The organism is Mucilaginibacter sp. 3215 (assembly GCF_050433785.1).
Lineage (GTDB): Bacteria > Bacteroidota > Bacteroidia > Sphingobacteriales > Sphingobacteriaceae > Mucilaginibacter.
The window spans coordinates 521,913-545,863 of record NZ_JBNPWO010000003.1 but is presented as its reverse complement, the minus strand read 5'-3'; the positions used below and the strand labels follow the sequence as shown (position 1 = coordinate 545,863).

Below are 23,951 nucleotides of genomic sequence, written 5' to 3'. Positions count from 1 at the left end.
GGAAAATCTAAGTGGTTTTGCCCAATGGCGAAGCCCCGTCATTTATAACTCCTCAAAAAAACTTTTTTAAAATCCTTAGGTTAACGGCTATGGTGACAACACCAACAACGGCGAGGAGGACAAGCAACGATGCTTTGCATGTGGGAGACGCATGTGATGCGTCTCTACATTTGAAAATTAAATATCTAGATACTATGCAAAAGAAATTATGCCTACTGATCGCGTTTGCTTTTGTAATTAACATCGCAGCCGCGCAGGTTTATAACGACCCCAAGGCACCTGTGCCTGTACGCGTGAAAGATTTGCTAAGCCGCATGACGCTGGAAGAAAAAGTGGGCCAGATGAGCATGAACTCGTTAAAAGGCTCCATGCAAAACCCAATTGCTTATGGCGTTTGTGAAAGCCCTTTTACCAATATCAATGATATCGCCTCGCTATCTGTAGCCGCAAAGAAATATGCCAAAGAAAAAACAAGACTTGGTATCCCGCCTATCCAAATAGGCGAATGCCTGCATGGGCAACTGGCGGCAGGCGCTACCATTTTTCCACAGGCTATAGCGCAGGGCAGCACCTGGAACCCGGCGCTGATTGAAAAAATGGGTTCGGTAATCGCTTATGAAGCATCCTCATCAGGAGTTGACCAGGCGCTTTCACCTTTGTTCGATCTCATCCGCGACCCGCGTTATGGCCGTAATGAGGAATGTTATGCCGAAGACCCATATCTCGTAAGCAGGATGGGTACATCGTTTGTAATTGGGATGCAGGGTGATTCTTCGCAAACAATAAACGGTATTGGTAAAGACAAAGTGATATGCACGGCCAAGCATTTCGCGGCCTACAGCATCCCTGTGGCAGGTATCAATTTAGCCCCGGCATCAGTAGGGGAAAGGGAGCTACGGTCGATGTTTTTGCCGCCATTTAAAGATGCCGTGAAAAAGGCAAATATTTACGCCGTGATGCCGGCCTATAATGAAATTGACGGTGTGCCTGCTCATGCCAACCATTTCCTGCTGCAAACCATATTGCGGGAGGAATGGGGTTTTAAAGGCTATATTTTTTCGGACTATGAAGGTTTAAAACATTTATACACTTTTCATCATATTGCTAAGGACGCCGAAGGCGCCGCTCCAATCGGCCTGAACGCCGGGGTTGACCTGGAAGCGCCAAGCCCCGATGTATATAATAAACTGATTGGCCTGGTGAAAAGCGGAAAAGTAAAAGAAGCGTTGGTTGATAGCGCTGTTGCCCGTATTCTTACTATAAAATTTAAAGCAGGTTTGTTTGAAAAGGCATTGCCCGATACATCAGCGCTAAAAAAACGGGTACACACCGCTGATCATATCGCCTTATCCCAACAGATAGCCGAGGAATCGATCATCCTGCTTAAAAACGATAAACAGCTTTTACCGCTCAATATGAACAGCCTGAAATCGCTGGCGGTAATCGGCCCCAATGCCAACCAGGTTCAGTATGGCGATTACAGTTCAACCCGCGACAGCCGCTCGGGCGCAACAGTGCTTGATGGCATAAAACAGTTGGCCGGCAATAAAATAAAGATCAATTATGCTAAAGGCTGTGCCCTGTCGGGCCCGGACAAAAGCGGCTTTCCCGAAGCCGTCACAGCAGCAAAAAACAGTGATGCCGTGATAGTAGTTTTGGGCACCACGAGCGTGGTATTCTCCGGCGTAGGTTGGAACGGGCATGCACCCGAAAGCGAGCCTAAAGACCCGTTCACCTGCGGCGAAGGTTATGATGTAACCGACATTGATCCCGATGGGGTACAACGTGAACTGTTGCAGGCTGTTTATAAAACAGGTAAACCTGTAATTTTGGTACTGGTACACGGTCGGCCGCAAAGCATCAGTTGGGAAAAAGAGAATATCCCGGCTATTGTGGAGACCTGGTATCCCGGCGAAAGGGGAGGCAATGCCATTGCCAACATCCTGTTCGGCAAGGTAAACCCATCAGGCAGGCTTACGGTATCTATCCCGCAGTCAACCGGGCATATCCCGGTTTTTTATAATCATGTGGCATCCAATAAAGGTTTTTATCACAATCCGGGTTCATCCGAAAAACCGGGACAAGACTATGTTTTTTCATCGCCGGATGCGCTGTTCCCTTTTGGTTATGGGTTGAGCTACACTTCATTTAAATACAGTAACCTGCAGGTATCGGCAGCATCGTTCAAAAAAGATGAGGCTATATCTGTTTCGGTAGATGTAACCAACAGCGGCAGTATGGCGGGTAAGGAAGTGGTGCAAATGTATCTCGGCAGCAAAGTAAATTCGGTAACTACGCCTGTAATGGCCCTCAAGGGTTTTGACAAGATCAACCTTAAACCCGGCGAAACCAAAACAGTTAAATTTACGGTAAAGCCCGAAGATATCGCTATCTGGAATAATCAAATGAAACAGGTAACCGAACCCGGTACATTTGATGTGATGATAGCACGCTCGGCCGAAGATGTTGTGTTAAAAAAGACAATTGAGTACAAAGAGTAGCTGTTGCGCTTTTAATAGCTGTTACAACAAAGTCTTATATTCATAATCCAGCACAACTGCTACATTTACACTGTCCACAATTTTCCATTCCTTCAATTCACGAACAAACTCCGGCTTTTCAAAGCCCGAATCAAGAGCAGCCTGTGTGTAAAAATCAGCCTTAGCAGGGTGAACCGGCGAGCATCCGTTAAAAAGATAACCGAATGTCTCTTTCGTCAATATCGCTTTGCTAATGCCGATACAATCATCAAGATGAATGAGGTTCACTGGCGCGTCACCGTTAGGGATCTCCTTTTTACCGGCAAAAAACCTGCCGGGATTGCGCCCGGGGCCAATCAATCCTGCAAAACGGATAATGGTTGTTTTAAAACTATCCTCGGCACGTAAAAGGTTCTCAGCTTCAAATAATATCCTGCCGGCTTCGGTATTGGGCTGGGGATCGGTTTCTTCATTCACGTGCCTATTGTTATCGGCATAAACCCCTGTGGAACTGACGAAAATCACTTGCTGTATAGCAAACCTTTTTATGGCATGGACAATGCCTTTAACCTTCTGTAAAAAAACATCACCCTCACCGCTGCGGCTTTTGGGCGGAATGGATATCCACAAAATATCGCAATCAAAAAAATCGGCATCATATATTTCCTCGCCCGGCGAAAAGTTTACTACATAGGGCCGGATGCCCAAAGCAGCCAGGTTATCCATTTTTGCGGTAGAAGTGGTTGAGCCTTTTACCTGCATGCCATCGGCAATTAACCCTTTAGCCAATGCGCTGCCGTACCAGCCGCAGCCTAAAATACTGATCTTTGTTTTACCGGGCATGTTATAAAAATAATGCTTTGGCGCAAAGGTAATTAAATAATGATATGGTGTTTGGCTGCCGTTAATATGCTTTTGTTTTAAACTTTTTGGGCATAACAGGCGTTATTGGTTTATGAAGAAAGAGATCATTGCAACCTCTGTAGCATTAGGTTTAACTGCTTTAGCCTTACAGGCAACCCGCTGCAAACCGCTTGAAACTGTTCCTTATGTCGATTTGAAAAAATATGTTGGTTCCTGGTTTGAAATTGCCGCTTTCCCGCAATGGTTTGAATCAGGATGCACTTTTACGTCAGCCGCGTACGGCCTGGCTCCTGATGGCAGTATCATTGTTAAAAACCGTTGTATAAAAGAGAATAAAATAAAAATTGCCGAAGGCCGCGCTGTTGTAGCTGATAAAACGAGTAATGCTAAACTTGATATTCAGTTTCAATGGCCCTTTAAAGGTAAATACTGGATCATTGCTTTGGCTGATGATTACAGCTATGCCATGGTAGGGCACCCGAATAGAAATTACTTATGGATCCTGAGCCGGCGTTCAACACTTGATGAACAGATCTATAATGAGTTGGTAGTACAGGCTGCAGGACAGGGATTTGATGTGCGGAAGCTGGTGAAAACGGTGCAGGTGTAGGTAGATAAATTATAAAAAAAGCGTCATTGCGAGGTACGAAGCAATCCCCGACGAGCAGGGCCGCCCTGTACAGTTAGGGATTGCTTCGTACCTCGCAATGACCTTAGTGGGGGTTGATCAGAGGTTTATTTTATCTCCTTTATCTTAATAACCAATTTCTTTACCTTATCATAGCCATCAACCTTGATGTTAGGCCGGTGGCCATCGCCGGGGAAAAACAGGAAAAACTCGTCTGGAGTGGCGGTGTAGTATTTACCCTCCCCGCTGTAGTTGGCACCGTCTTTAGCCGGGTCATAGGGTTTGGTAACGGTAAGGCTTTCAATGGGAGCAACACCGATTTTTTCCTTGCCTTTGATCACATATTGCAGGTCGATATAGTTTTGGTGCGATTCCCAGGCCGATTGTTCAAACTCTTTAGAAGGGCCTTCAGTAACGGATGCATAAACATTATCGCCATCTATAGGATATTTACCGGGAGCTATCTGATCAAGATTTCGTTCGCGCAGAAATTCAAAAGCCTTATCCCATGCCGCTTTATTGGCGGCATATTGTTTTGCAAATTCGAGATTATTGGTTGATGAGTTTAATTTAAGCTTTAAGCCATTAGCCCAGATGCGGCTTTTTACCCATGTTTTTGCGCTTTTAGTTGTAAGCTCCTGCTGCTGGGCATTAACAATGCCTGCAACAAGCAAAAAGACGGTTAGTAGCGCGATGTTTTTATAGGCTGATAATTGTTTCATAGTTTATAGTTTACCGGTTATTGAATTGGCGTTGCCCTGGTTCGGCAGCTCATTAAGTATCAATTATACAAGCTTAATTAATTAAAATGATATATGATCTGTTAAATATTTACTTTAACGTTATAGTTTAGCTTTTAAATGGTTTAGTAATCGTGTTATCACTATAACGTTGGAGTGAAAATAAGGCTTAAATGGCTTTTGAAATCGTTTATAAGATTGTAGAATTGTATTTATTAACAAAAGATTTTCTAAAACAACATTTGCTTTGAAAACAATACACAGCGTCCACCCAACGGATTTTAAAAGCTACGATACCACTACCATACGCGAAAGATTTTTGATAGATAAACAGGTTCAGCCCGACCAGATCAATTGTACCTATACCCATTACGACAGGATGATTGTAGGTATGGCCAACCCGGTAAGTAAAACACTTGAGCTTCCAAATTACCCAAACCTGCGCGCCGAATATTTTTTAGAGCGCCGCGAGATCGGGATCATTAACGTAGCCGGTGCCGGTGTAGTAAAAGCCGACGGACAAGCCTTTGAAATGAATAAGCTTGATTGCCTGTACATTGGTAAAGGAACCAAAAACGTGACTTTTGAAAGTGCCGATCCATCAGTGCCGGCTGTATTTTACCTGCTGTCATCACCGGCACACGCGGTATACCCGACAACCCTGCTTACCCACGCCGATGCGGTTAAGGTTGAACTGGGTTCGGTAGGAACGGCAAACAAACGCACTATCAATAAATATATTCACCTGGAAGGTGTACGGAGCTGCCAGCTGGTAATGGGCCTTACCATATTACATGAAGGCAGTGTTTGGAATACCATGCCGGCCCACGTGCACGACAGGCGTATGGAGGCATATTTTTATTTCGACGTACCGGCAGGCCAGAAGATTTTTCATTACATGGGCGAAGGACAGGAAACAAGGCATATCACCATGGATAATTACGATGCCGTGGTATCGCCGCCGTGGAGCATCCACTCGGGCAGCGGTACGGCAAATTACAGCTTTATTTGGGGTATGGCAGGCGAAAACCTCGATTACACCGATATGGACGCCATTGCTATAACAGATCTGAAATAATTATACATCAACCTTAAAAATATAGTTTAAGTGGAGAATCAATTTTCATTAGCCGGAAAAGTAATTGTAGTAACCGGCGGAACAGGCATATTAGGCAAAGCATTTATAGATGGTATTGTTGAGGCGGGGGGCGCGGTAGGCATTCTTGGTCGTAATGCCCAGGTAGCAGAAGAGCGCGCAAAAGCGATAAATGCAGCCGGGGGCAAAGCCATAGCACTGGTAGCCGATGTAATGAACGAGGCTGAACTGGTAGCCGCCAAAGATAAATTGCTGGCAGCTTTTGGCAGGATAGATGGCCTGGTGAACGGTGCGGGCGGCAACATGCCCGAGGGCGTTTTACAGCCCGATGAGGATATTTTTAAAATGAATATCGATGGCATGAAAAAAGTAATGGAGCTGAACCTTTGGGGTACACTGATCCCTACACAGGTTTTCGGCGAAGCCATTGCCAAAACGGGTAAAGGCAGCATCGTTAATATATCGTCAATGAACTCAAAACGCGCCATAACCAAGGTATTAGGCTATAATATAGGCAAGGCCGCTGTTGATTGCTATAACCAATGGTTTGCGGTTGAGCTGGCCAACCGTTATGGTGATTCAATAAGGATGAACGCGTTGGCACCGGGTTTTTTCCTTACCGAACAGAATCGTTACCTGCTCACCAAACCCGAAGGCGGTTATACCCAAAGGGGCGAGCTGGTGATCAAACAAACACCTTTTAAACGCTTTGGCCATGCCGACGAACTGAAAGGAGCACTGGTATGGTTGCTGAGCGATGCCTCGGTATTTGTAACCGGTTCGATGATCTGCGTCGACGGCGGGTTCTCGATTTTTGGAGGAGTTTAGGGAGTTAATATAACTAAGGTCATCCTGAATTTATTTCGGGATCCCATTGTTAAGGCCGGCTTCATACATGACGGTTACTGAAACAAGTTCAGCATGACCGCTGAGATATATGGCTGTAAAATTGGGCACAAACAAAGTGTTCAATTTTTTAAAAAACAAGGTGTTCAATTTTTGATCTTGTAAAATATTAACTTGTTGATTATCAATGGTTACGTGTTTATTTTTGCTAAAAAGGTGCTTTTTGCTAAAGTTAACCTGTTGATTATCAGTATTGTTTTTTTTGAAAACAAGCGAAAGTGTTTACACCTAAAAAAATTGAACACCTGGAAAATAGACTGAAAAGTTAAAATGTATGGTGATAACACCTACCACAGGCTAACCAAATAATAAACCCACTATGAAACTAAGATTATCCCTTATAACCCTGTTCTCTCTTGCCGGCTTTGCCGCAAGCGGTCAAACTGTAACGCTCGATTATTATTTTAACCACGAGGTGCACAAGGGCGTAAACGGGCAACCGGAACGCTTTCATTATCTGTGGGATGAAACGGACAACAACGGTTTCAAGATTTTTGGCGAGGCTTTTACACGCCGCGGCGCTAAGCTGGATACCCTTGGCACAGCGCCTACATTGGAAAACCTGAAAGGTTCATCTGTTTATATAATTGTTGACCCTGATACTAAAAAGGAGAGCCCGAACCCAAACTATATCCAGGAAGATGATATTGAGCAAATTGCTGCCTGGGTAAAAAAAGGTGGTGTGCTGCTGCTGATGGCTAACGACAGCGTTAATGTGGAGCTGCCTCATTTCAATAACCTTGCTGCAAAATTCGGGATGCATTTCAATAACGATCTGCAAAACCATGTAATTGATGATGCTCATTTTGAGGATGGTGCTGTGTATGTAAAAAACAATCCGGTATTGAAAACAGCTACTAAGGTTTTTATGAAAGATGCCTGTTCGATAGGTTTAGCCGGGACTGCCGTACCTGTACTTAAAAATAAAGATGATGCTACGATCATAGCATCTGCCAAATATGGTAAGGGGACAGTAATAGCTGTTGGCGATCCGTGGCTTTACAATGAATATGTGAACGGCAGGTTGCCTGCCGGGTATGAGAATGACAAGGCAGTGAATGATGTCGCCCACTGGCTGTTGAAGCAGGCGAAGAGGTAATTATATATGAAAAGTCATTTCAAAACACACTCTGGGGTGTAAAAATGAGATTCGTATCATCATCACCCCAAATAAGTAGTATAACCAAGCGTAGCATTGGCCCCTGCTCCGCCGATAACCAATTTTTGCGAGGCAGGATCGGCAAGAAGGTTAAATTGCACGTCGGTGCCTAAAGGTATAAAGTAGGATAATAATACATCAATAGCTTTTGCAGCACATGTGCCGGGTAAAAACTCCAGCATCCGGGTGGCGCTCACCGGGCCTATGTTCATGATTAATTTTCGCTCGGCCTCAATAACCTGCCCGGCAATAAAGTTTACACCTAAAGTACCGGCGCCAAGGGCTGTTCCGCCATTTGTAATGGTATTGTTTTTTTGTTTCGGGTATACCGTTTTGTAATGCAATGATAAGGGTACATTGAACATCATATTAATAATACTGCTCACAAAATTTATATTATTGCGCTGCTCATGTATTACAGGTAAAACATGTATTAAAATAAGCATCTGCTTTTTTGTAAAACACTCAAACTCCTGCCATTCCGTTAAAAATATATTGATCAGCTCATCGTATTCATTTTTTTTGTCGAGCCGATTTTCATAAAGCTCGACCAGTGTTCTGAAATAGTTAAGCTCGGCCTCAAATGGGGCAAAAAAGCGGCGGGTTTGTTTTTCTTCTTCGCGGCGGGCTTTAATATCTTTGATCATGTCCTCCTCGGTGATCATCACACTCGAAGCAGGCGGCCGGTGAAACAATCCCTCGGGCAGCATATCATAAAAGCCGTCGCGGTTAACCCAAATGGTGGTTACTTGTTTTTTATCTTCACTTTTTTTATCAACGGTTATGCCTGCTATCTCCTTATCATAGGCACGCTTTTTAGGGCCTTTGGGCAGTATCATTACATCACCGGTACTAACCATTTCATTTTCAATAATTTCGGCCGCTATAGATGCCGCTTTAAAGTCGGTATCAATTTGATTAGGCTTTTTTATTCTCATTTGTGATTTAAATAATTGATGCTATCCAAAACAATAACCAATATTATCGGTAATTGATTATACTAAATTGAAATTAATATAAGATAGCTGCCCGGCCTACATATTTAATACTCATGAACCTTAAATCGTTTTTTATAAGTTATCTGATAGCTCCTGTCCTGTTCTTCATTGCCGCGCTGATCATGTCGGTGGTGAACAAGAAAAACAAATACCTAAGCAACAGGCGCCTTATCATCACTTTACTTTTAACGGCTGTTATATTGGGAGTTCCGGGTTTTTTGGGCTTTTTAGGTATGCAGTTTATGCCGTGGGGGTACTTATTTTGCCAACTGATATATTTAGGTATGGGTGTATTTTACACCTGGCTTGCAGGCAAATACCATGAAGATCAGTTTCTTGATAAAAAATGGTTTTTCCTCGTGGCTTCTTTAATATCATGCTTGCTGGGGATGTTTCTTTTCAAGCTGGCATTTAACTGGCTTAATGATATGCAATATGGCCTGTGGGCTTCAACCAGTATCCTGATATTTTTATTACCGCCGGTTTTTTGGTGGGGGTACATCGCTTTTTTAAGCATCCCGCTCGAAATTTACAAGGTTTGGCAATATCCCCGTACGCCTGAAGAGATCAGTATGGAACACCTGGATTTTGACAGGCTGATGGTGCTCGAGCTTGATCTGTATAAAAACACCGACGATCCTGAACCGCTTAAAGTAAAGGCCAAAGCACCGCCAAATATGAACTTTGGCCAGTGGTTTCAAAAGTTTATTGATGATTATAATCTTAAATTTCCAAAATCAACGGTGCAGTATAAGCTTAATAATAATGAAAGCTATAAGTGGATCTTTTATATTAAGCCGTCGTTTTTTAAGCAACGCCACTTTATCGACCCGGACCTTAATATTACAGAAAACCGGATAACCGAATCGGTAACCATATTTGCCAAACGTGTATCGGAAGTGGTAAGTGAACCCGCCCGTACCGGTGATCAGGCCATTTACCTGTAAACTTGATTAAAACAAAAAAACATGATCAGCCCACTAAAACATAAACCTGTGAACTGGATAGATGGAATGAAAATTTCCAGCGCACATTTTGTTAATACTGATAATTTTATTCATGATATAGTACGCGATGCCAATTCGCTGCCGCTCAACAATAATAATTTCGGGCTGCTTCCACCCGCACAAGGGCAAAGCTCATCGCTGGATATCCAGATCACCGAACGGGCATCAGGCCAGGTGCAGGTAACTTTAAACCAGTGTAACGCCATCACCGCCGAAGGTTTCAGGATTGATATTACCCGTGCCGAACAACCGTTAACATTTAGCCATTATTTTGGCCAGGAAACTATCAATGAAGCATCAGAAACCTATTATGTGCTGCTTACCGTAAACCCCTTTGAACGTGTACCCTCAGGCACACCCGACCCGGAAGAACAGCCTATCCGCTATCCTGATATCAGCAAACATTACAGTATCACTGTTTTGCCGGCGTCACAACTCAACAGCATCGGGGCGCATTTTATGGAGGTTGGTAAATTTGTACGAAGCGGAAGCTCCTTTCAGGCCAATGTAACCTATATCCCGCCATGTACTGCGCTGATAAGCCATGCCGGCCTCATGACCTATTATGAAAACTTTGGGGCACAGATCAACAACCTTCAGCTGCTTTCGTTTCGTATTATTGACAAGATCACCTCGAAAGATTCGATATCTACCATCGGTAAAAATGTGAAGCTGCTGTGCGATAAAATGCTTGATTATATCGCGGGGATCTATTTTACATACCGAAACCTGATCTATCTTCAACCGCCTATCCAACTGGTTTCCTGCTTTTCAGAAATGGCACACCTGTTTTTCAGTACCGTTAAAAGCATGCCGGGAGCAGAACGGGAAGAATTGCTTAAATATTTTTATGAATGGAAGGATGTAACACCCGGTAACTTTGAAGAGCTTTTAGCCCGTTTAATCGAAATAGTTTATAATCATCATGAAATAAACTCGTCAATGACAGCGATTGACGAGTTTATGCGGGTAATTGTTGCCCTGTGGAATAAGCTTAGTACATTAGAATACATAGGCCAACGCAAAGAGAACATTGTAGTTGCGGAGCAGCAAGCCATACAAACTATACAAACTAAACGTACCTGGACATTGCTTGATTAAGCACAGTTAAAGGTTCCAATAAAATAAATGCCTGCCGTTTCCATATATTGCGGCAGGCAGTCATCATAAACCAGTATTATCTTATTACCGGCTTTCGGCACCCGCCATTAACAGTTGTTCCAATATTTCGGTATAACCGCGCTCACTGGCAAAATCCATAGCGTGCCGGCCGTTATTGTCTACAGCGTTTACATCAGCGTTGTTTTCGATTAAAAAAGCTGTAAAATCATTAAATCCGCACTGTGCTGCCACAATAAGCGGAGTTTCGCTAAAGCTGTTGCGTGAGTTGATCTCGGCCCCTGCCTCAAGCAGCATTTTGCCAAGATGATAGTTGCCCATACCCGCCGCGTAGTGCAGTGCCGAATTACCATTCTGTACATGCAGGTTAACATCGGCGCCATTTTTAATCAACAGTCCGGCTACGTGTATATTGGAGTTATTAACTGCCAATATCAGCGGACTAACGCCGTCGTTATTTAATCCGTTTACATTCCATATGCCCGACTTGAGCAAAGCGCTTATCGTTTCGCTATGGTTGTTGTAAACCGCCTGGTGAAGCGGTGTGTTGCCGTTGTTGTCCTTTTGCGCGATTTCACAGGCCGACAATTTTGCAACCAGGTCGCGCATGCCGTTAGCTGTAGCGTGATCGAGCAAACTGTAACCGGCATTGTCTTTAACGGCGATATCGGCACCTAATGAGATCAAGTAAAGCGAGGTTTCTGTTTTACCCGCAAGTACAGCATAAAAAATAGGTGTTTGCCCATGGTTATTACCGGCATTCACATCGGCACCGGCATCAGTTAATAATTTAATCAGGTCTTTACTGCCGCTGCGCGATGCGCAATGCAGGGGTGTTTCGCTTAGGTTATTGCCCATGTTAACATCAGCGCCGGCATCTATAAGCATTTTGGCAATATCCTTTGCACTTTTTAAGCATACATAATATAAGGGCGTATTACCCAGGCTATCGCGTTTGTCAACATTAATCCCTCCCTTTTTCAGGAATGTTTGCACTATCCCTTTTTGTGCGTTTTTACACGCGTTTAAAAACATATTATCCATAGGTATCTATTTATTACAGGCTATGCAAGCATCAGTTTAACAACAGCTTCGTTATTATTCTGAACTGCTACATCAACCGCTGTTTGACCGGCATTATTTACATTTTCAACCGTCGATCTGTCTTTATCCAACAACAACGAAACTATCTTTTTGCCCGACATTTTATCACCATTTGCAGCAGCGTACATCAATGCGGTGTTACCGGTTTTATCGGCGTAGGTGGTATCGGCGTTATTGTCAAGCAGCAGTTCGGCAATATTGTATTTAATTTCATTTCCTTTTTGTGCAAAATTCATCAGCGGTGTTTTGCCCCAAACGTTAGGTTTATTAATATCGCAGCCGGCTTCAACCAATTCTTCTGCCAGTATAATATTTAAATCGGCCAGGTAACCGGCCTGGCATACTATGTTTAAAGCAGTGTCTCCATCGTTATTCACCGCTGCGTCAAGATCAAGTCCGTGCTTGATCAATATACGCAGCATTTTCACAATATCTTTCAGGTCGCGGCTCATGCCCCTTCCAAAATTACTCACGGCCTTTGTAAGCAGTATAAAAACAACGGTATCACCATTACCTGTCCTGAAATTCACATCTCCGCCACCTTCGGCCAGTAAACGGACCATTGGTTCTGAGGGATACTCGCAGGCCAGCATTAAAGGCGTGCGTTTGTACTGATCAGAAAAATCATCCAGGTCTGCACCGGCTTTGATAAGCGCTTCTACGGCCGCGACATCACGGTTTAATACGGCCTCATGAATGCTCATCCCCCCGGTAGCTATGTCGGTTTCATCGCCCGATAATAGTGCAGCTATTTCCTTTACCCCGCTGCGCTGCGCGTAAGTAAGGGGCGTTGTATCAAATATATCTTTATCCTCTGTATCAATACCGCTTTTTTCCATTAATATCTTTACAGTTTTCGTTGCTGCATCTATGGCTCCGGGTATGGTTTTGCGGTGGACGAGTTTATCACAGATAACATGTAAAAGATTTTTTCCTTCCGATTCAGTTGCATCCATCTTTACGCCGGCAATGCCTATAGCTTCGATAAAAGGGTACATATACAACTGGCCGGCCTCAAAATAGGCTAACTTGCCCGAATCGTTTTTCTTTTTAGGGTTGATACCGAGCTCCAGCAGCGCAGTGGCGGTATCAAATATTTTCTTCGCCTTATTTTCATGTGAAGTACCCTGCAAATCAAACCTGGTGCCAGTGAGTGCGTGCAAAGCCGTGTTGCCGTATTTGTCGGCCGTGGGTTTCAACCCCGCACCTGCTAAAAACCGGATGGCTTCGGGATCGGTAAAACGGGCTGCAAGGTGGAACAGGTTTTCTTCCTGCTCATTTACCATATGAATATCAGTTAAATTCTGATACATGCCCATCACATCAATTGCATTGGGCGCCGGATTAAACATGTTGCGATGATAGGCATCCCTGATCTGGTTAAATTCGTTTGTCATATTTAAATTCGTTCTTTGGCTATCTGCAACGCATCGTCAATGTTTTTATAATTTTTGTGCGCAATGGGGGTAGCAATCTCAATAACCTTTTGATATACTTCAAGCTGCAGCCAGCAATCTGTTTTAAGCCGCGTTATATTATCCTTCGCCAACTCACCAAACAAAGCAATATATTTTGACGTAAGAGGCAGTTTATATTCATCGATAAGATTTTGCTTTTCCCTGATGGCTTTGTAAAAATTATCGCTGTTGAGGCTTATGCCGCCCCGATCAATTGCCAGTAACATCTGAGCCTTATCAAGGCATACCAGTGTTTCACGATAACTGCCCAGCCAGTAAAAACATAAAGCAAGGTTAAACATGCCGGCCGGCCGCTGAGGCGTTTCCGTTTTTAAAAGCAGATATGCTTCGGCGTAACGGCCCTGGTAAATCAGGTTAATAATTAAAAGCTCTTCAGCACCGTCCGGAGGCACCTGCGATGATTGTAGCAGCATACAGCCTATTGAATTGATTTTAAACCCGGAAAGCCGACATTTGTTGGCGGTCCGGGTTCGTTAATTAAAATATAGTGACAGGTAAAAGGTAAAAATGGCTTTCAGGACATTGCCGTTTGCTTGCCTTTGGATGAGAATTATTTGGAGAAATCAAATTTGCCTTCGAACAATTTACCCACCACCGGCAAGGGTTTAATAGCCTCATTATTGGCGGTTATAATACCCAGCAGCAGCAATATAAACGTAAGGATGCTGATAACCAGCGATACAACCGAAAGGGCCGGGATAATAGCTGCCAATACCGCAAGAGCAACTCCCAGAATCACTGATAAAATAATGAGGCCGAGCGACTGCCCAAGGTGATAATTAACCAAAGGACTTTTATCAACGCGTTTTTTATATTCAAGATAAGATATGATCCAACCAATAATAGTGATGTAAGCCACGATGGACATGCTTTTGTTTGTCATAACTTTTTGTTTTTTAAGGTTAAACGATAAATGATGTGAACCAAAATTAGCTGCCCATATACCCTCACCCAAAAAAACGGCGACTACAAGTCGTCTACAATCTTGATTGGCAGCGTCTACAAATCATCTACAACAATTACTTAAACTTCTGTGTTATAATGCAGATAATTAATTATCTGCTTACTATCCGGGTAATACCTAATGCAAGAAATAATACCTTTTATGCCTTTGAAGAATAAAGTCGCCGCAATAACCTTCCTTTTTTTAGTGTCATACACAACGATAGCCCAGGCCCAATCACTCGTAACTGATTCTTTACAGCAAGTTTTAAAAACTGCCGATAACCACGAAAAACCGGTTGTAATGGCCGAACTTGCACGGGCTACCGTAGAGAAAAACATTGATGTATCTATAGCGAACGCAGGCAAGGCTGTAATCATGGCAAAACAGAACGCCGATGCCGGTGCAACCGCTTTTTGTTATGCTACCATAGGATATTTGCTGATGCAGAAAAACCAGCAACACCGGGCTACCCTTTTTATCGACAGTGCAGTACAGATTGCTGCAAAATCAAAAAATAACGTGCTGGTTTCTTTTGCCTGGCTGCGCAAAGGCTGGCTGGAACTGGTAAAAGGAAATAATGAAAAGGCCATGTCAGGTTTGCTGAAAGCCGAACAGCTAATACAATACGCCGACGGTCGGCGCGCATTTAGCTATAAAACGCTCATCAATCATTACATCGCCAGTATTTACGCTTATGGCAGCGATACCCTTAAACAGCGCAAATACGCGTCCGATTGCCTTTCGGCGGGTAAGCGAAGCTTATATCCGGATGATTTATTGTTAGGTCACATGACGCTGGGCCACAGTTTTTTCTCCGCATTTGAAAAGAATAGGACCAGGCGTGTGCTGCTTGATTCGTCGATGGTATATTACCGTATAGCGTTAGCCACCTACCGGCATAATACAGAAAAAATACTTTTGCAAAGTAATGCTTCGGCAACTGCCCTTAATATTGCAAACAGTTATTTCAAATACTATCCTTCCGCTTATAAAGACAGCGCTTATAGCTATGTTAACATGGCACTTGATATTGCCAGGCGCACCAACGGTAAAGAAATAATTGCCAATTGCTACGGCATATTGAGCGAATATGCGCTGCGCGACGAGTCGCCCGAAAAGGCAGAGCAATACCTGCTCACCGGCATCTCCGAATTAAAGGATTCTGCCCCCGGCGTCGCTATCACACGGTCGCGGTTAATGTTAGGACTTGCAAACGTAGCCGAAAAAAGCGGCGACAAGGCCAAAGCGCTCGATTATTACAAAAAATATATCGACTACTACAGCAAGGTATTTGACAGCCAGAAACTGGCTACCGTTCAGCAACTGGAAGAGGAATATCAATCTGTACTTAAAGAAAATGAGATTGCCCGCCTGCGCGAACGCGCCGATTTTAATAAGCAACTCAACTGGCTTTATGTAGCTATCGGGTCGGCAAGTATTATTTTACTCGCGCTGTTGTTAAGCTCTTACCATTACAAACTAAAAGCATCGCAGCAGCAAAAACAGCTTACCGAGCAGGAGAAAGAAGAGATAAAGCTTTTGGCACAATTACAAAAAGCCGAAGCCCAGCGCTTAATGCTCGAGAAACAGGAAGCCGAACTGCAGATTTCCCTGCGCGAAAAAGAACATGCCCATGCAAAAGCCCAACAGGAGTTGTTACAGGACCGTACTGAATGGCTGGAAAAAGAGTTACTAGCCGGTTCATTGAAGATTGAAGAGAAAAACGCTATTCTCGAGTTGCTAAAAGAAAAATCGCGCAAAGCTGATTCACCGGCTGTAGCCAGGCAGATGGGCCGCATCATTAACCAAAACCTGCGGATGGATAAAAGTATTGATGAACAACAGGTCATAAGCCAAAGCCGTCCCGGTTTTTTCAATGCTCTGCAACAACAGGCAGAAAACAGCCTTACCCGCCTCGACCTAAAATATTGCTCATATATTTTAATGGGGCTCGATACCAAGGAAATAGCTAACCGCCTTGGCGTTGAGCCAAAAAGTATCCGCATGGCCAGGTACAGGCTTAAACAAAAACTTAAATTAGCTAAAGACGACGATCTTGACCAATTTATTGGCAGGGTTGGTTAGCGTAAGGTACAAGAGCAAATGAACGCCCTCAATATTAGCAAAGAGAAATAATACCTTATTTATGAATTAAATGTTTAAATAGTAAACATTTGTCAATTTGCGTAATTACTTTCCGATACAAAACTTGCTAAATATATTCTCCAGCAAATCATCTGTGGTAACAACACCGGTGATCTCACCGAGGTAGTGAAGCGCCTGTTTAATATCCATCGACAAAAAATCGGAAGTTATGCTGCCATCAATACCGCCCAATACCCTTACAAGCGCCTCTTCAGTTTTTTGTAAGGCTTCGAGGTGGCGGATATTAGTAACCAGGGTTTCGTCACCGCTGAGCTGGTCTTTTACGGCAGACGAGTAGATCTTGTGTTTCAGTTCGTCAATATGATGTTTTTCTTTGGCGGAGATAAAAATAATGTCCGGAAGTCCCAAAGCCTGTAGGAGGGAGGTAGCAGAAGTGGATAGATCCTGCTCATCAAAATCGTGATTAGCAAATAAATCCGCAAAGTTTTTTCCGGGCTTCCCGACTTTCTGGCTGCCCGGCTTATTCAGCAGATCTGCTTTATTGGCTACCACTAACATCGTAACCCCGGGTTTTTGCAAGCTGGCTATATCACTATTCAGTTGTTCGATAGTAATCTCCGCAGCATCAAAAACATAAACCAACAAGGCCGATTGGCTGATCTTTTCCATGGTGCGCTGTACGCCTATCTGTTCAATGGCGTCGGTAGCTTCCCGGATCCCGGCGGTATCAATCAGCCTGAAATTAATGCCCTGGATATTCAACACCTCCTCAATCGTGTCTCTTGTGGTTCCGGGGATGTGGCTCACTATGGCACGCTCTTCATTAAGCAGAGCATTCAGCAGGGTTGATTTGCCCGCATTTGGCCTGCCTGCTATTACCGTGTTTACACCATTTTTAATGGCATTACCCAACTCAAATGAATTAATTAACCGGCCAACAATTTTGGTAATTTCGTGGATCAACTGTTTCAGCTGATCACGGTTGGCAAATTCTACATCCTCTTCGGCAAAATCAAGCTCCAGTTCAATGAGCGATGCAAAATTCACCAATTGCTCGCGTAGGGCCTGTAATTGGGTACTGAAACCTCCACGAAGCTGCTGCAGCGCCACCTGTTGTGATGCTTTGGAGTTGGAGGCGATCAGGTCGGCAACAGCCTCGGCCTGGCTCAGGTCGAGCTGACCATTGAGGAATGCCCTTAAGGTAAATTCGCCGGGTTTGGCCGACCGTGCACCTTTTTTGATGAACAGCTTAATGATACTTTCAATAATATAACCCGAAGCATGGCATGAAATCTCAACTACATTTTCGCGGGTGTATGACCGCGGACCAACAAACAATGATACCAGCACCTCGTCCAAAATCAAATCGCCATCGGTAATACTGCCGAAATGGATAGTATGCGATGCCTGTTTGCCCAGGTCTTTGCCTTTAAAAACACTGTTGGCTATGTTTATGGCATCAGGGCCCGAAAGGCGAATCACAGCAATGGCGCCCACACCGTTTGGTGTGGCAAGGGCAACTATGGTATCGGTATTATCTGTCATTTTTTAGTTGATAGTTAATGGTTCATAGATCATAGCCTAAGCCCGCCTAATTTACCAAAGTGCAAAGGTCGTTATTTCGTGGTGATTTTTCTCACCTACTCCTCCTAATCCATCTCCATATGACTTGAACATGAAAAACGCAGGCACACCATGAACTATGATCCATGAACCATTAACTAAAATCTTTACCTTCGCAGGCAATTATGGTAACTTTTTTTGAAGCTTCTCTCGAAACTATTTCGGTACATCATGTTGGTAATCAATCGCAGGAAGAGATGTATGCACTTTCCGAACAGCCATTGGAATTAAAGGATGAGATTATTCCCAACCTGCTTATGCAATATTTTCTGAAACCTTTTGAAAAGGCTAACGAGGTTTATCACCTGATGCACAGCAGTGGCGACCTGGAACTAAACGAACTGCACCACTTTGCCACACAGGTATTTGGTGACAACACCAAATTTCATGAGGCGTCCGAGAAAATAGCGAAGCATTTATATAAGGTTACCAATCATCCCAATATCAAAGGCGGCGAACTCTATGTGGTTTACTTCAACAAAGTACAAATTGAAGGTAACCCACTGGATGCTATCGGTATCTTCAAGTCAGAAAACAAGGAAACTTACCTTAAAGTTTATCCGGATAAAGGCGGTTTCCAGGTTGATTATGAGCAGGACGCTATCAACATTAATAAACTGGATAAGGGTGTACTCATCTTCAACATCGAAAAAGAGAACGGCTACAAGGTAGTTGTTGTCGATAAAACCAACGGCGGGCAGGAAGCCGCCCGTTTCTGGAAGGACGATTTTTTGCAGTTGAAGATCCGCAATGACAGTTTCAACCAAACCAACAATACGTTAGGCATTTACAAAAACTTCATCACCGAAAAAATCGATGAAGAATTTGAGATGAGCAAAGCCGACAAGATCGACCTGCTAAATCGCTCCATGAAATATTTTAAGGAGAAGGAAACTTTTGATATGGAAGAGTTTTCGAACGAAGTTATTGGTAATGAACAAGCCATTGAATCGTTCAAAAGTTTTAAAAACCAGTACGAGCAGGAATTTGACAGCCCGATAGCTGATAACTTCATTATTTCAGAAAATGCGGTAAAGAAACAGGCCCGGGTTTACAAAAGTGTGCTTAAGCTTGATAAAAACTTCCACATCTATATTCACGGCGATAAGGAACTGATTGAGAAAGGCTTTGACGATGGCCGGGCGATGAATTATTACAAAGTTTATTTTAAGGAAGAGGCGTAATCGCAAAAAACAACGGATAGGGAATAAACCTTTGTTTTTCGGGATAGTCATACCTACATTACGAAAAATAAACTTAATCACATGTCTGCCTTAAAAAATTTAGTCCTTAGTCTGTTCATTTTACTGGCGCTTTCTGGTTGTAGCGTAAAACACTATACCATAGGGATGAGTGAAAGTGAATTTAAGAACTCCGAAAAGTACAACCTGGAGTTAGTTGAAGAAACCTCACAGCATGCTGTTTACAGGCGAATAGCTTCAGCGGATGCACAATCAAAACCATTATCGTACCATTATTATTATTTCAATAACGGAACATTGGTCCGCACAGAGCTTGTTGATGCGCCTAAACCAGGCATTGTAGTTTTGAGCAAATAAATGCCGCTATATTTTAAAACTGCACACCCCAGCGTTCTTCAATCCCCAAACCAAACAAGGCAAAATCATATTTAACCGGATCGTTAGGATCTAACTCGCGGAGCCTTTCGGTCAGTTCAACAGCGGTTTGCCAGTCGGTTTGTTTTCGGGCGATAAGATTGAGTTTGCGTGATACCCTGTCAACATGCAAATCAAGCGGGCAGATCAAGTCGGCTTGTTTGATGCGGTTCCAGATGCCAAAATCAACGCCGTTATTGTCCTTCCGCACCATCCAGCGTAAAAACATATTCAGCCTTTTGCAGGTGGATTTTTGCGATGGTGATGATACATGCTTTTTAGTACGATGCGGAAAATCGGGCAAAGAAAAGAAGTACGACCGAAAGTGATTAAGATATTGTTCAACCTCCTGCACTTTTTGCTCCCCCTTCAGGGGGCCGGGGGGCATAAACGCATCCTCCAACGATTCAAACCGTTCATAATGCTGCCGAAAAAAAGCGATGAAATATAAAGTATCCACATCATTAAAAGTGCGGTGCTTGAACTTTAATAGCTTTTTCAGATCAGGCTCTTCATGATTGATGATGAAATCATAAGGCGCGCCATCCATCAACGTAATAAGTTCTTTGCATTTTTTGATAATGGTAACCCGTTGTCCCCAGGCCAGTGTGGCAGCCCAGAAACCCATGATCTCGATATCCTGCTTTTGGCTAAACATGTGCGGGATAGTCACCGGATCATTCTCAATAAATTCGGGGCGGTTATATTGGGCAACTTTCGCGTCGAGGAAAGCTTTGAGGTTTTCTGTCATGGGTATTTACAAAAACGTCATTGCGAGGTACGAAGCAATCCCAAACTATACAGAGCGGCTCTGCCTGTCGGGGATTGCTTCGTACCTCGCAATGACGCGTATTTTTTAATATAAAACTTAACTCAAGGCCTGTTTAATATCCTCTAACAAATCTTCAATATCTTCCACTCCAACACTCAAACGCAGCAAATTATCAACTACACCTGCTTTTTCGCGCTCGGCTTTGGGGATCGATCCGTGGGTCATGCTTACCGGGTGATTGATCAATGATTCAACTCCGCCTAATGACTCGGCCAATGAAAATACTTTAAATGACGACGCGATGCGGAAAGTCTCCTTCAGATCGGCGTCTTTCAATACGATGCTGATCATGCCTCCAAAATCGCGCATTTGCTTTTTGGCTATGGCATGGTTTGGATGATCTGTAAAACCCGGCCAGTAAATTTTTTCAACTTTTGGATGATCTTTCAAAAACTCGGCTATCTGACGTCCGTTTTCGCAATGAGCTTTCATGCGCAGGTGCAGGGTTTTGATGCCACGCAGCACCAGGAAGCTGTCCATTGGTCCAGGGGTAGCACCACAGGCATTGTAAATAAACCAAAGCTTTTTATAAAGTTCTTCATGGTTCAGCATCAGTGCACCCATCACCACGTCGCTGTGACCGCCAATATATTTAGTAACTGAGTGCATCACAATATCAGCACCCATATCTATCGGGTTTTGCAGGTATGGCGATGCGAAAGTATTATCAACCACAAAAAGTAAATTCTTCTCTTTCGTGATCTTACCGATGGCTTCTATATCCACAATCCGCATGGTTGGGTTGGTAGGTGTTTCAATCCAAACCAGCTTAGTTTTATCATTTACATGGGCACGAACAAGCTCCGGATCAGACAGATCCAAAAAATGGAACTTGATACCGTAATTGGCAAAGATCTTAGTGAATATCCGGTACGAACCTCCGTAAAGGTCATTACCGGTAATAACCTCATCGCCGGGCGCAAGCAGTTTCATCACCGCATCAGTAGCACCCATACCGCTCGAAAACGCCAGGCCAAACTTTGCGTTTTCCAAAGCAGCTAAACAATCTTCCAGTGCTTTTCGGGTAGGGTTAGTACCACGAGAGTACTCATAACCTTTGTTATCCCCCGGCGATTTTTGCCAGTAGGTTGATGTTTGATATATCGGCGTCATAATAGCGCCGGTAGTTGGATCGGGCTCCTGCCCTGCGTGTATTGCTTTAGTTGCGAATTTCATGAGTGGTGAGTGGTTGAATGGTTGATTGAGTGAGTGGTTTGCTTTCGGAATTAACAACTCACTCAATCAACCATCCACTTAATCAACTGTTCCTTTTTTTGTCTTTAAATACTGAATGTAACCATTTATTAATCTCAGGCAACTATCGTATTCTACCTGAAACGCTTGCAGTGTCTCGTTTGTTATAATCTCTTCATCTAATGCGATTATCAAATGATCGAGTGTTTCTGTTAAGGATCCTCTGGCCATTATACAAAAGCGAATATTATCCTGATAATGAAACCTGCCGTGTCCCTCAGCTAAATTATTGCCTATAGAACGAGAAGAACGGACAATTTGATCTGTAAGTCTATACCTTTCTTCAACAGGAAAGCTTTTTACAAATCCAGAAATGATATTTCTAATTTTCCGTGCTTGTTTCCATGTTTCAAGATCTGTAAATGAAGCCATTATTATTCAGTTAGTGAATAGTTGTTTAGGTTATCCGATTGATAAAGTTATGAAGAAATTCTAATCCTCAACAAGAAGATTGAAATACCAACCACTCACTTAATCAACCCATTCAACCACTCACTAACATTTAATACGCCCTCGCAAATAACACCCGCTGCGTCGATGGCTTACCTGTCAAAATACATTTACCTTCTTCCTGTTTATTATCCAAAGGTATGCAACGGATTGTCGCTTTAGTTTCCTCTTTTATTTTTTGTTCGGTTTCGGATGTACCGTCCCAGTGTGCACTGATAAAACCTGGCTCTTCATCGAGCATGCGTTTAAATTCGTCCCAGGTATCAACCTCGGTTGTGTTTTCGGCACGGAAATCAAATGCTTTTTTATAGATATTTTGTTGAATCTCTTCAAGCAGGTTTTCTATAACCTGAGCAAGACCTTCCTGGTTAACGGTTTCTTTTGTTTTGGTATCACGGCGGGCCAGTTCAACTGTTCCGTTCTGCATATCACGGCTGCCTATGGCTACGCGTAATGGAACACCTTTCAGTTCGTATTCAGCAAATTTAGCTCCCGGGCGGTGGGTATCGCGGTTATCAAACTTAACCGAAATACCTTTAGCCTTAAGTTCCTTTTTTAGCGAGTTAACATAAGCGCTGATGTTATCAAGCTCTTCCTGGTGCTTGTAAATCGGAACAACTACTACCTGAATAGGTGCCAGCTTTGGAGGCAATACTAACCCCGCGTCATCGCTATGGGCCATAATAAGCGCTCCAATCAAACGGGTTGAAACACCCCATGAAGTGGCCCAAACATGCTCAATTTTATTTTCTTTGTTGGTGAACTTTACGTCAAAAGCTTTTGCAAAGTTTTGTCCCAAAAAGTGTGATGTGCCGGCTTGCAGGGCTTTACCATCCTGCATTAGCGCCTCAATACAATAGGTATCCAAAGCTCCTGCAAAACGCTCGTTAGCTGTTTTACGACCTTTCACCACCGGCAAAGCCATCCAGTTTTCGGCAAAATCGGCATATACATTCAGCATTTGCTCGGTTTCGGCTACGGCCTCATCAGCTGTTGCGTGGGCTGTGTGGCCTTCCTGCCATAAAAATTCACTGGTACGCAAAAACAAACGCGTACGCATTTCCCAGCGCATAACGTTAGCCCATTGGTTAACCAAGATAGGCAGGTCGCGGTATGATTGGATCCAGCCCTTGTAAGTGTTCCAGATAATCGTCTCTGATGTTGGGCGGATGATGAGCTCTTCTTCAAGCTTGGCTTCCTCATCCACAATTATATTTCCTTCTCCATCATTTTTGAGGCGGTAATGGGTTACAACAGCACATTCCTTGGCAAAACCGTCAACATGGCTGGCCTCCTTACTAAAGAATGACTTGGGTATTAAAAGCGGGAAATAAGCATTACTGTGACCTGTATCTTTAAACATCTCGTCAAGCACCGCCTGGATCTTTTCCCATATCGAATAGCCGTAGGGTTTAATGATCATACAGCCTCTAACCGGCGAATACTCGGCCATGTCAGATTTAATTACTAAGTCGTTAAACCATTGCGAATAATCTTCGTCTTTACTAATAACACCTTTGCTCATATTGATTGGATAGAATTTGG

22 protein-coding genes are annotated in these 23,951 nt (G+C 43.5%); 10 read left to right on the top strand and 12 right to left on the bottom strand.

Annotation, left to right across the window (positions count from 1 at the left end; genetic code table 11):
- Nucleotides 1-194 precede the first annotated feature (194 nt).
- Complete coding sequence (locus ABIC84_RS08590) at nucleotides 195-2,501, top strand: glycoside hydrolase family 3 N-terminal domain-containing protein (RefSeq protein ID WP_429263320.1); 2,307 nt, start codon at nucleotides 195-197, stop codon at nucleotides 2,499-2,501.
- 21 nt (nucleotides 2,502-2,522) lie between these two features.
- On the opposite strand, the gene ABIC84_RS08585 is transcribed toward ABIC84_RS08590, so the two are convergent.
- Nucleotides 2,523-3,323 (bottom strand): SDR family oxidoreductase, encoded by an 801-nt coding sequence (locus ABIC84_RS08585; protein ID WP_429263319.1) that lies wholly within the window; start codon nucleotides 3,321-3,323, stop codon nucleotides 2,523-2,525.
- A 112-nt stretch (nucleotides 3,324-3,435) separates the two neighbouring features.
- On the opposite strand from ABIC84_RS08585, the gene ABIC84_RS08580 reads away from it, so the two are divergent.
- Nucleotides 3,436-3,954: a lipocalin family protein gene (locus ABIC84_RS08580; protein ID WP_426581278.1), complete on the top strand. Its 519-nt coding sequence runs from the start codon at nucleotides 3,436-3,438 to the stop codon at nucleotides 3,952-3,954.
- 125 nt (nucleotides 3,955-4,079) lie between these two features.
- Here ABIC84_RS08580 and ABIC84_RS08575 read toward each other — a convergent pair whose 3' ends face one another.
- Complete coding sequence (locus ABIC84_RS08575) at nucleotides 4,080-4,694, bottom strand: YhcH/YjgK/YiaL family protein (RefSeq protein ID WP_426581276.1); 615 nt, start codon at nucleotides 4,692-4,694, stop codon at nucleotides 4,080-4,082.
- A gap of 265 nt (nucleotides 4,695-4,959) precedes the next feature.
- Between ABIC84_RS08575 and kduI the strand changes: the two genes are divergently transcribed.
- From kduI to ABIC84_RS08560, 3 genes are all read left to right on the top strand, one after another.
- The gene (gene kduI / locus ABIC84_RS08570; protein ID WP_426581274.1) at nucleotides 4,960-5,790 is read left to right on the top strand and encodes a 5-dehydro-4-deoxy-D-glucuronate isomerase; all 831 of its coding nucleotides are present in this window, start codon (nucleotides 4,960-4,962) and stop codon (nucleotides 5,788-5,790) included.
- 30 nt (nucleotides 5,791-5,820) lie between these two features.
- On the top strand, nucleotides 5,821-6,636 hold the full coding sequence (locus ABIC84_RS08565) for an SDR family oxidoreductase (RefSeq protein WP_426581272.1): 816 nt from the start codon (nucleotides 5,821-5,823) through the stop codon (nucleotides 6,634-6,636).
- 397 nt (nucleotides 6,637-7,033) lie between these two features.
- Nucleotides 7,034-7,813, top strand: coding sequence for a DUF4350 domain-containing protein (locus ABIC84_RS08560; protein ID WP_426581270.1), 780 nt, complete (start codon nucleotides 7,034-7,036; stop codon nucleotides 7,811-7,813).
- 62 nt (nucleotides 7,814-7,875) lie between these two features.
- Here ABIC84_RS08560 and ABIC84_RS08555 read toward each other — a convergent pair whose 3' ends face one another.
- The gene (locus ABIC84_RS08555; protein ID WP_429263318.1) at nucleotides 7,876-8,811 is read right to left on the bottom strand and encodes a type VI secretion system baseplate subunit TssG; all 936 of its coding nucleotides are present in this window, start codon (nucleotides 8,809-8,811) and stop codon (nucleotides 7,876-7,878) included.
- Between the two features lie 113 nt (nucleotides 8,812-8,924).
- Between ABIC84_RS08555 and ABIC84_RS08550 the strand changes: the two genes are divergently transcribed.
- Together ABIC84_RS08550 and ABIC84_RS08545 are read left to right on the top strand one after the other, a co-directional pair.
- Entirely contained in the window at nucleotides 8,925-9,818 is an 894-nt protein-coding gene (locus tag ABIC84_RS08550; protein WP_091172409.1) for a TssN family type VI secretion system protein, read from the top strand.
- A 21-nt stretch (nucleotides 9,819-9,839) separates the two neighbouring features.
- Nucleotides 9,840-10,979, top strand: a complete 1,140-nt coding sequence (locus ABIC84_RS08545) for a hypothetical protein (RefSeq protein ID WP_429263317.1) — start codon at nucleotides 9,840-9,842, stop codon at nucleotides 10,977-10,979.
- An 84-nt stretch (nucleotides 10,980-11,063) separates the two neighbouring features.
- Here ABIC84_RS08545 and ABIC84_RS08540 read toward each other — a convergent pair whose 3' ends face one another.
- The 4 genes from ABIC84_RS08540 to ABIC84_RS08525 form a co-directional block, all read right to left on the bottom strand.
- Entirely contained in the window at nucleotides 11,064-12,041 is a 978-nt protein-coding gene (locus tag ABIC84_RS08540) for an ankyrin repeat domain-containing protein (RefSeq protein WP_429263316.1), read from the bottom strand.
- Nucleotides 12,042-12,061: 20 nt separating this feature from the next.
- Nucleotides 12,062-13,498, bottom strand: a complete 1,437-nt coding sequence (locus ABIC84_RS08535; RefSeq protein WP_429263315.1) for an ankyrin repeat domain-containing protein — start codon at nucleotides 13,496-13,498, stop codon at nucleotides 12,062-12,064.
- A gap of 2 nt (nucleotides 13,499-13,500) precedes the next feature.
- Complete coding sequence (locus ABIC84_RS08530; RefSeq protein ID WP_429263314.1) at nucleotides 13,501-13,992, bottom strand: hypothetical protein; 492 nt, start codon at nucleotides 13,990-13,992, stop codon at nucleotides 13,501-13,503.
- Between the two features lie 137 nt (nucleotides 13,993-14,129).
- Complete coding sequence (locus ABIC84_RS08525) at nucleotides 14,130-14,462, bottom strand: DUF4870 domain-containing protein (protein ID WP_429263313.1); 333 nt, start codon at nucleotides 14,460-14,462, stop codon at nucleotides 14,130-14,132.
- A gap of 228 nt (nucleotides 14,463-14,690) precedes the next feature.
- Here ABIC84_RS08525 and ABIC84_RS08520 point away from each other — a divergent pair, with 228 nt between their 5' ends.
- Nucleotides 14,691-16,610: a LuxR family transcriptional regulator gene (locus ABIC84_RS08520; RefSeq protein WP_429263312.1), complete on the top strand. Its 1,920-nt coding sequence runs from the start codon at nucleotides 14,691-14,693 to the stop codon at nucleotides 16,608-16,610.
- 105 nt (nucleotides 16,611-16,715) lie between these two features.
- Here the strand turns inward: ABIC84_RS08520 and mnmE are convergent, their stop codons facing one another.
- Nucleotides 16,716-18,176, bottom strand: coding sequence for a tRNA uridine-5-carboxymethylaminomethyl(34) synthesis GTPase MnmE (gene mnmE, locus ABIC84_RS08515; RefSeq protein ID WP_429263311.1), 1,461 nt, complete (start codon nucleotides 18,174-18,176; stop codon nucleotides 16,716-16,718).
- A 203-nt stretch (nucleotides 18,177-18,379) separates the two neighbouring features.
- Here mnmE and ABIC84_RS08510 point away from each other — a divergent pair, with 203 nt between their 5' ends.
- A complete protein-coding gene (locus ABIC84_RS08510) occupies nucleotides 18,380-19,438 on the top strand; it encodes a nucleoid-associated protein (RefSeq protein WP_429263310.1) in 1,059 nt (352 codons plus the stop codon).
- Between the two features lie 81 nt (nucleotides 19,439-19,519).
- The gene (locus ABIC84_RS08505; protein ID WP_429263309.1) at nucleotides 19,520-19,813 is read left to right on the top strand and encodes a hypothetical protein; all 294 of its coding nucleotides are present in this window, start codon (nucleotides 19,520-19,522) and stop codon (nucleotides 19,811-19,813) included.
- A gap of 13 nt (nucleotides 19,814-19,826) precedes the next feature.
- Here ABIC84_RS08505 and ABIC84_RS08500 read toward each other — a convergent pair whose 3' ends face one another.
- From ABIC84_RS08500 to proS, 4 genes are all read right to left on the bottom strand, one after another.
- Nucleotides 19,827-20,621, bottom strand: a complete 795-nt coding sequence (locus ABIC84_RS08500; RefSeq protein WP_429263308.1) for a TIGR02757 family protein — start codon at nucleotides 20,619-20,621, stop codon at nucleotides 19,827-19,829.
- A 117-nt stretch (nucleotides 20,622-20,738) separates the two neighbouring features.
- Nucleotides 20,739-21,878, bottom strand: a complete 1,140-nt coding sequence (locus tag ABIC84_RS08495) for a cystathionine gamma-synthase (protein WP_429263307.1) — start codon at nucleotides 21,876-21,878, stop codon at nucleotides 20,739-20,741.
- Between the two features lie 78 nt (nucleotides 21,879-21,956).
- On the bottom strand, nucleotides 21,957-22,328 hold the full coding sequence (locus ABIC84_RS08490; RefSeq protein ID WP_426581234.1) for a four helix bundle protein: 372 nt from the start codon (nucleotides 22,326-22,328) through the stop codon (nucleotides 21,957-21,959).
- Between the two features lie 130 nt (nucleotides 22,329-22,458).
- The gene (proS, locus tag ABIC84_RS08485) at nucleotides 22,459-23,931 is read right to left on the bottom strand and encodes a proline--tRNA ligase (RefSeq protein WP_426581232.1); all 1,473 of its coding nucleotides are present in this window, start codon (nucleotides 23,929-23,931) and stop codon (nucleotides 22,459-22,461) included.
- Nucleotides 23,932-23,951: the final 20 nt, after the last annotated feature.

Excerpts from the sequence above, each read along its gene's own strand:
- ABIC84_RS08560 (WP_426581270.1), top strand. The coding sequence starts at position 7,034 with ATGAAACTAAGATTATCCCTTATAACCCTGTTCTCTCTTGCCGGCTTT.
- ABIC84_RS08500 (WP_429263308.1), bottom strand. The coding sequence starts at position 20,621 with ATGACAGAAAACCTCAAAGCTTTCCTCGACGCGAAAGTTGCCCAATAT.
- ABIC84_RS08490 (WP_426581234.1), bottom strand. The coding sequence starts at position 22,328 with ATGGCTTCATTTACAGATCTTGAAACATGGAAACAAGCACGGAAAATT.
- ABIC84_RS08545 (WP_429263317.1), top strand. The coding sequence starts at position 9,840 with ATGATCAGCCCACTAAAACATAAACCTGTGAACTGGATAGATGGAATG.
- proS (WP_426581232.1), bottom strand. The coding sequence starts at position 23,931 with ATGAGCAAAGGTGTTATTAGTAAAGACGAAGATTATTCGCAATGGTTT.
- ABIC84_RS08505 (WP_429263309.1), top strand. The coding sequence starts at position 19,520 with ATGTCTGCCTTAAAAAATTTAGTCCTTAGTCTGTTCATTTTACTGGCG.
- ABIC84_RS08580 (WP_426581278.1), top strand. The coding sequence starts at position 3,436 with ATGAAGAAAGAGATCATTGCAACCTCTGTAGCATTAGGTTTAACTGCT.
- ABIC84_RS08590 (WP_429263320.1), top strand. The coding sequence starts at position 195 with ATGCAAAAGAAATTATGCCTACTGATCGCGTTTGCTTTTGTAATTAAC.
- ABIC84_RS08540 (WP_429263316.1), bottom strand. The coding sequence starts at position 12,041 with ATGGATAATATGTTTTTAAACGCGTGTAAAAACGCACAAAAAGGGATA.
- ABIC84_RS08585 (WP_429263319.1), bottom strand. The coding sequence starts at position 3,323 with ATGCCCGGTAAAACAAAGATCAGTATTTTAGGCTGCGGCTGGTACGGC.
- ABIC84_RS08535 (WP_429263315.1), bottom strand. The coding sequence starts at position 13,498 with ATGACAAACGAATTTAACCAGATCAGGGATGCCTATCATCGCAACATG.
- ABIC84_RS08495 (WP_429263307.1), bottom strand. The coding sequence starts at position 21,878 with ATGAAATTCGCAACTAAAGCAATACACGCAGGGCAGGAGCCCGATCCA.
- ABIC84_RS08525 (WP_429263313.1), bottom strand. The coding sequence starts at position 14,462 with ATGACAAACAAAAGCATGTCCATCGTGGCTTACATCACTATTATTGGT.
- ABIC84_RS08575 (WP_426581276.1), bottom strand. The coding sequence starts at position 4,694 with ATGAAACAATTATCAGCCTATAAAAACATCGCGCTACTAACCGTCTTT.
- mnmE (WP_429263311.1), bottom strand. The coding sequence starts at position 18,176 with ATGACAGATAATACCGATACCATAGTTGCCCTTGCCACACCAAACGGT.
- ABIC84_RS08510 (WP_429263310.1), top strand. The coding sequence starts at position 18,380 with ATGGTAACTTTTTTTGAAGCTTCTCTCGAAACTATTTCGGTACATCAT.
- ABIC84_RS08555 (WP_429263318.1), bottom strand. The coding sequence starts at position 8,811 with ATGAGAATAAAAAAGCCTAATCAAATTGATACCGACTTTAAAGCGGCA.
- ABIC84_RS08530 (WP_429263314.1), bottom strand. The coding sequence starts at position 13,992 with ATGCTGCTACAATCATCGCAGGTGCCTCCGGACGGTGCTGAAGAGCTT.
- ABIC84_RS08550 (WP_091172409.1), top strand. The coding sequence starts at position 8,925 with ATGAACCTTAAATCGTTTTTTATAAGTTATCTGATAGCTCCTGTCCTG.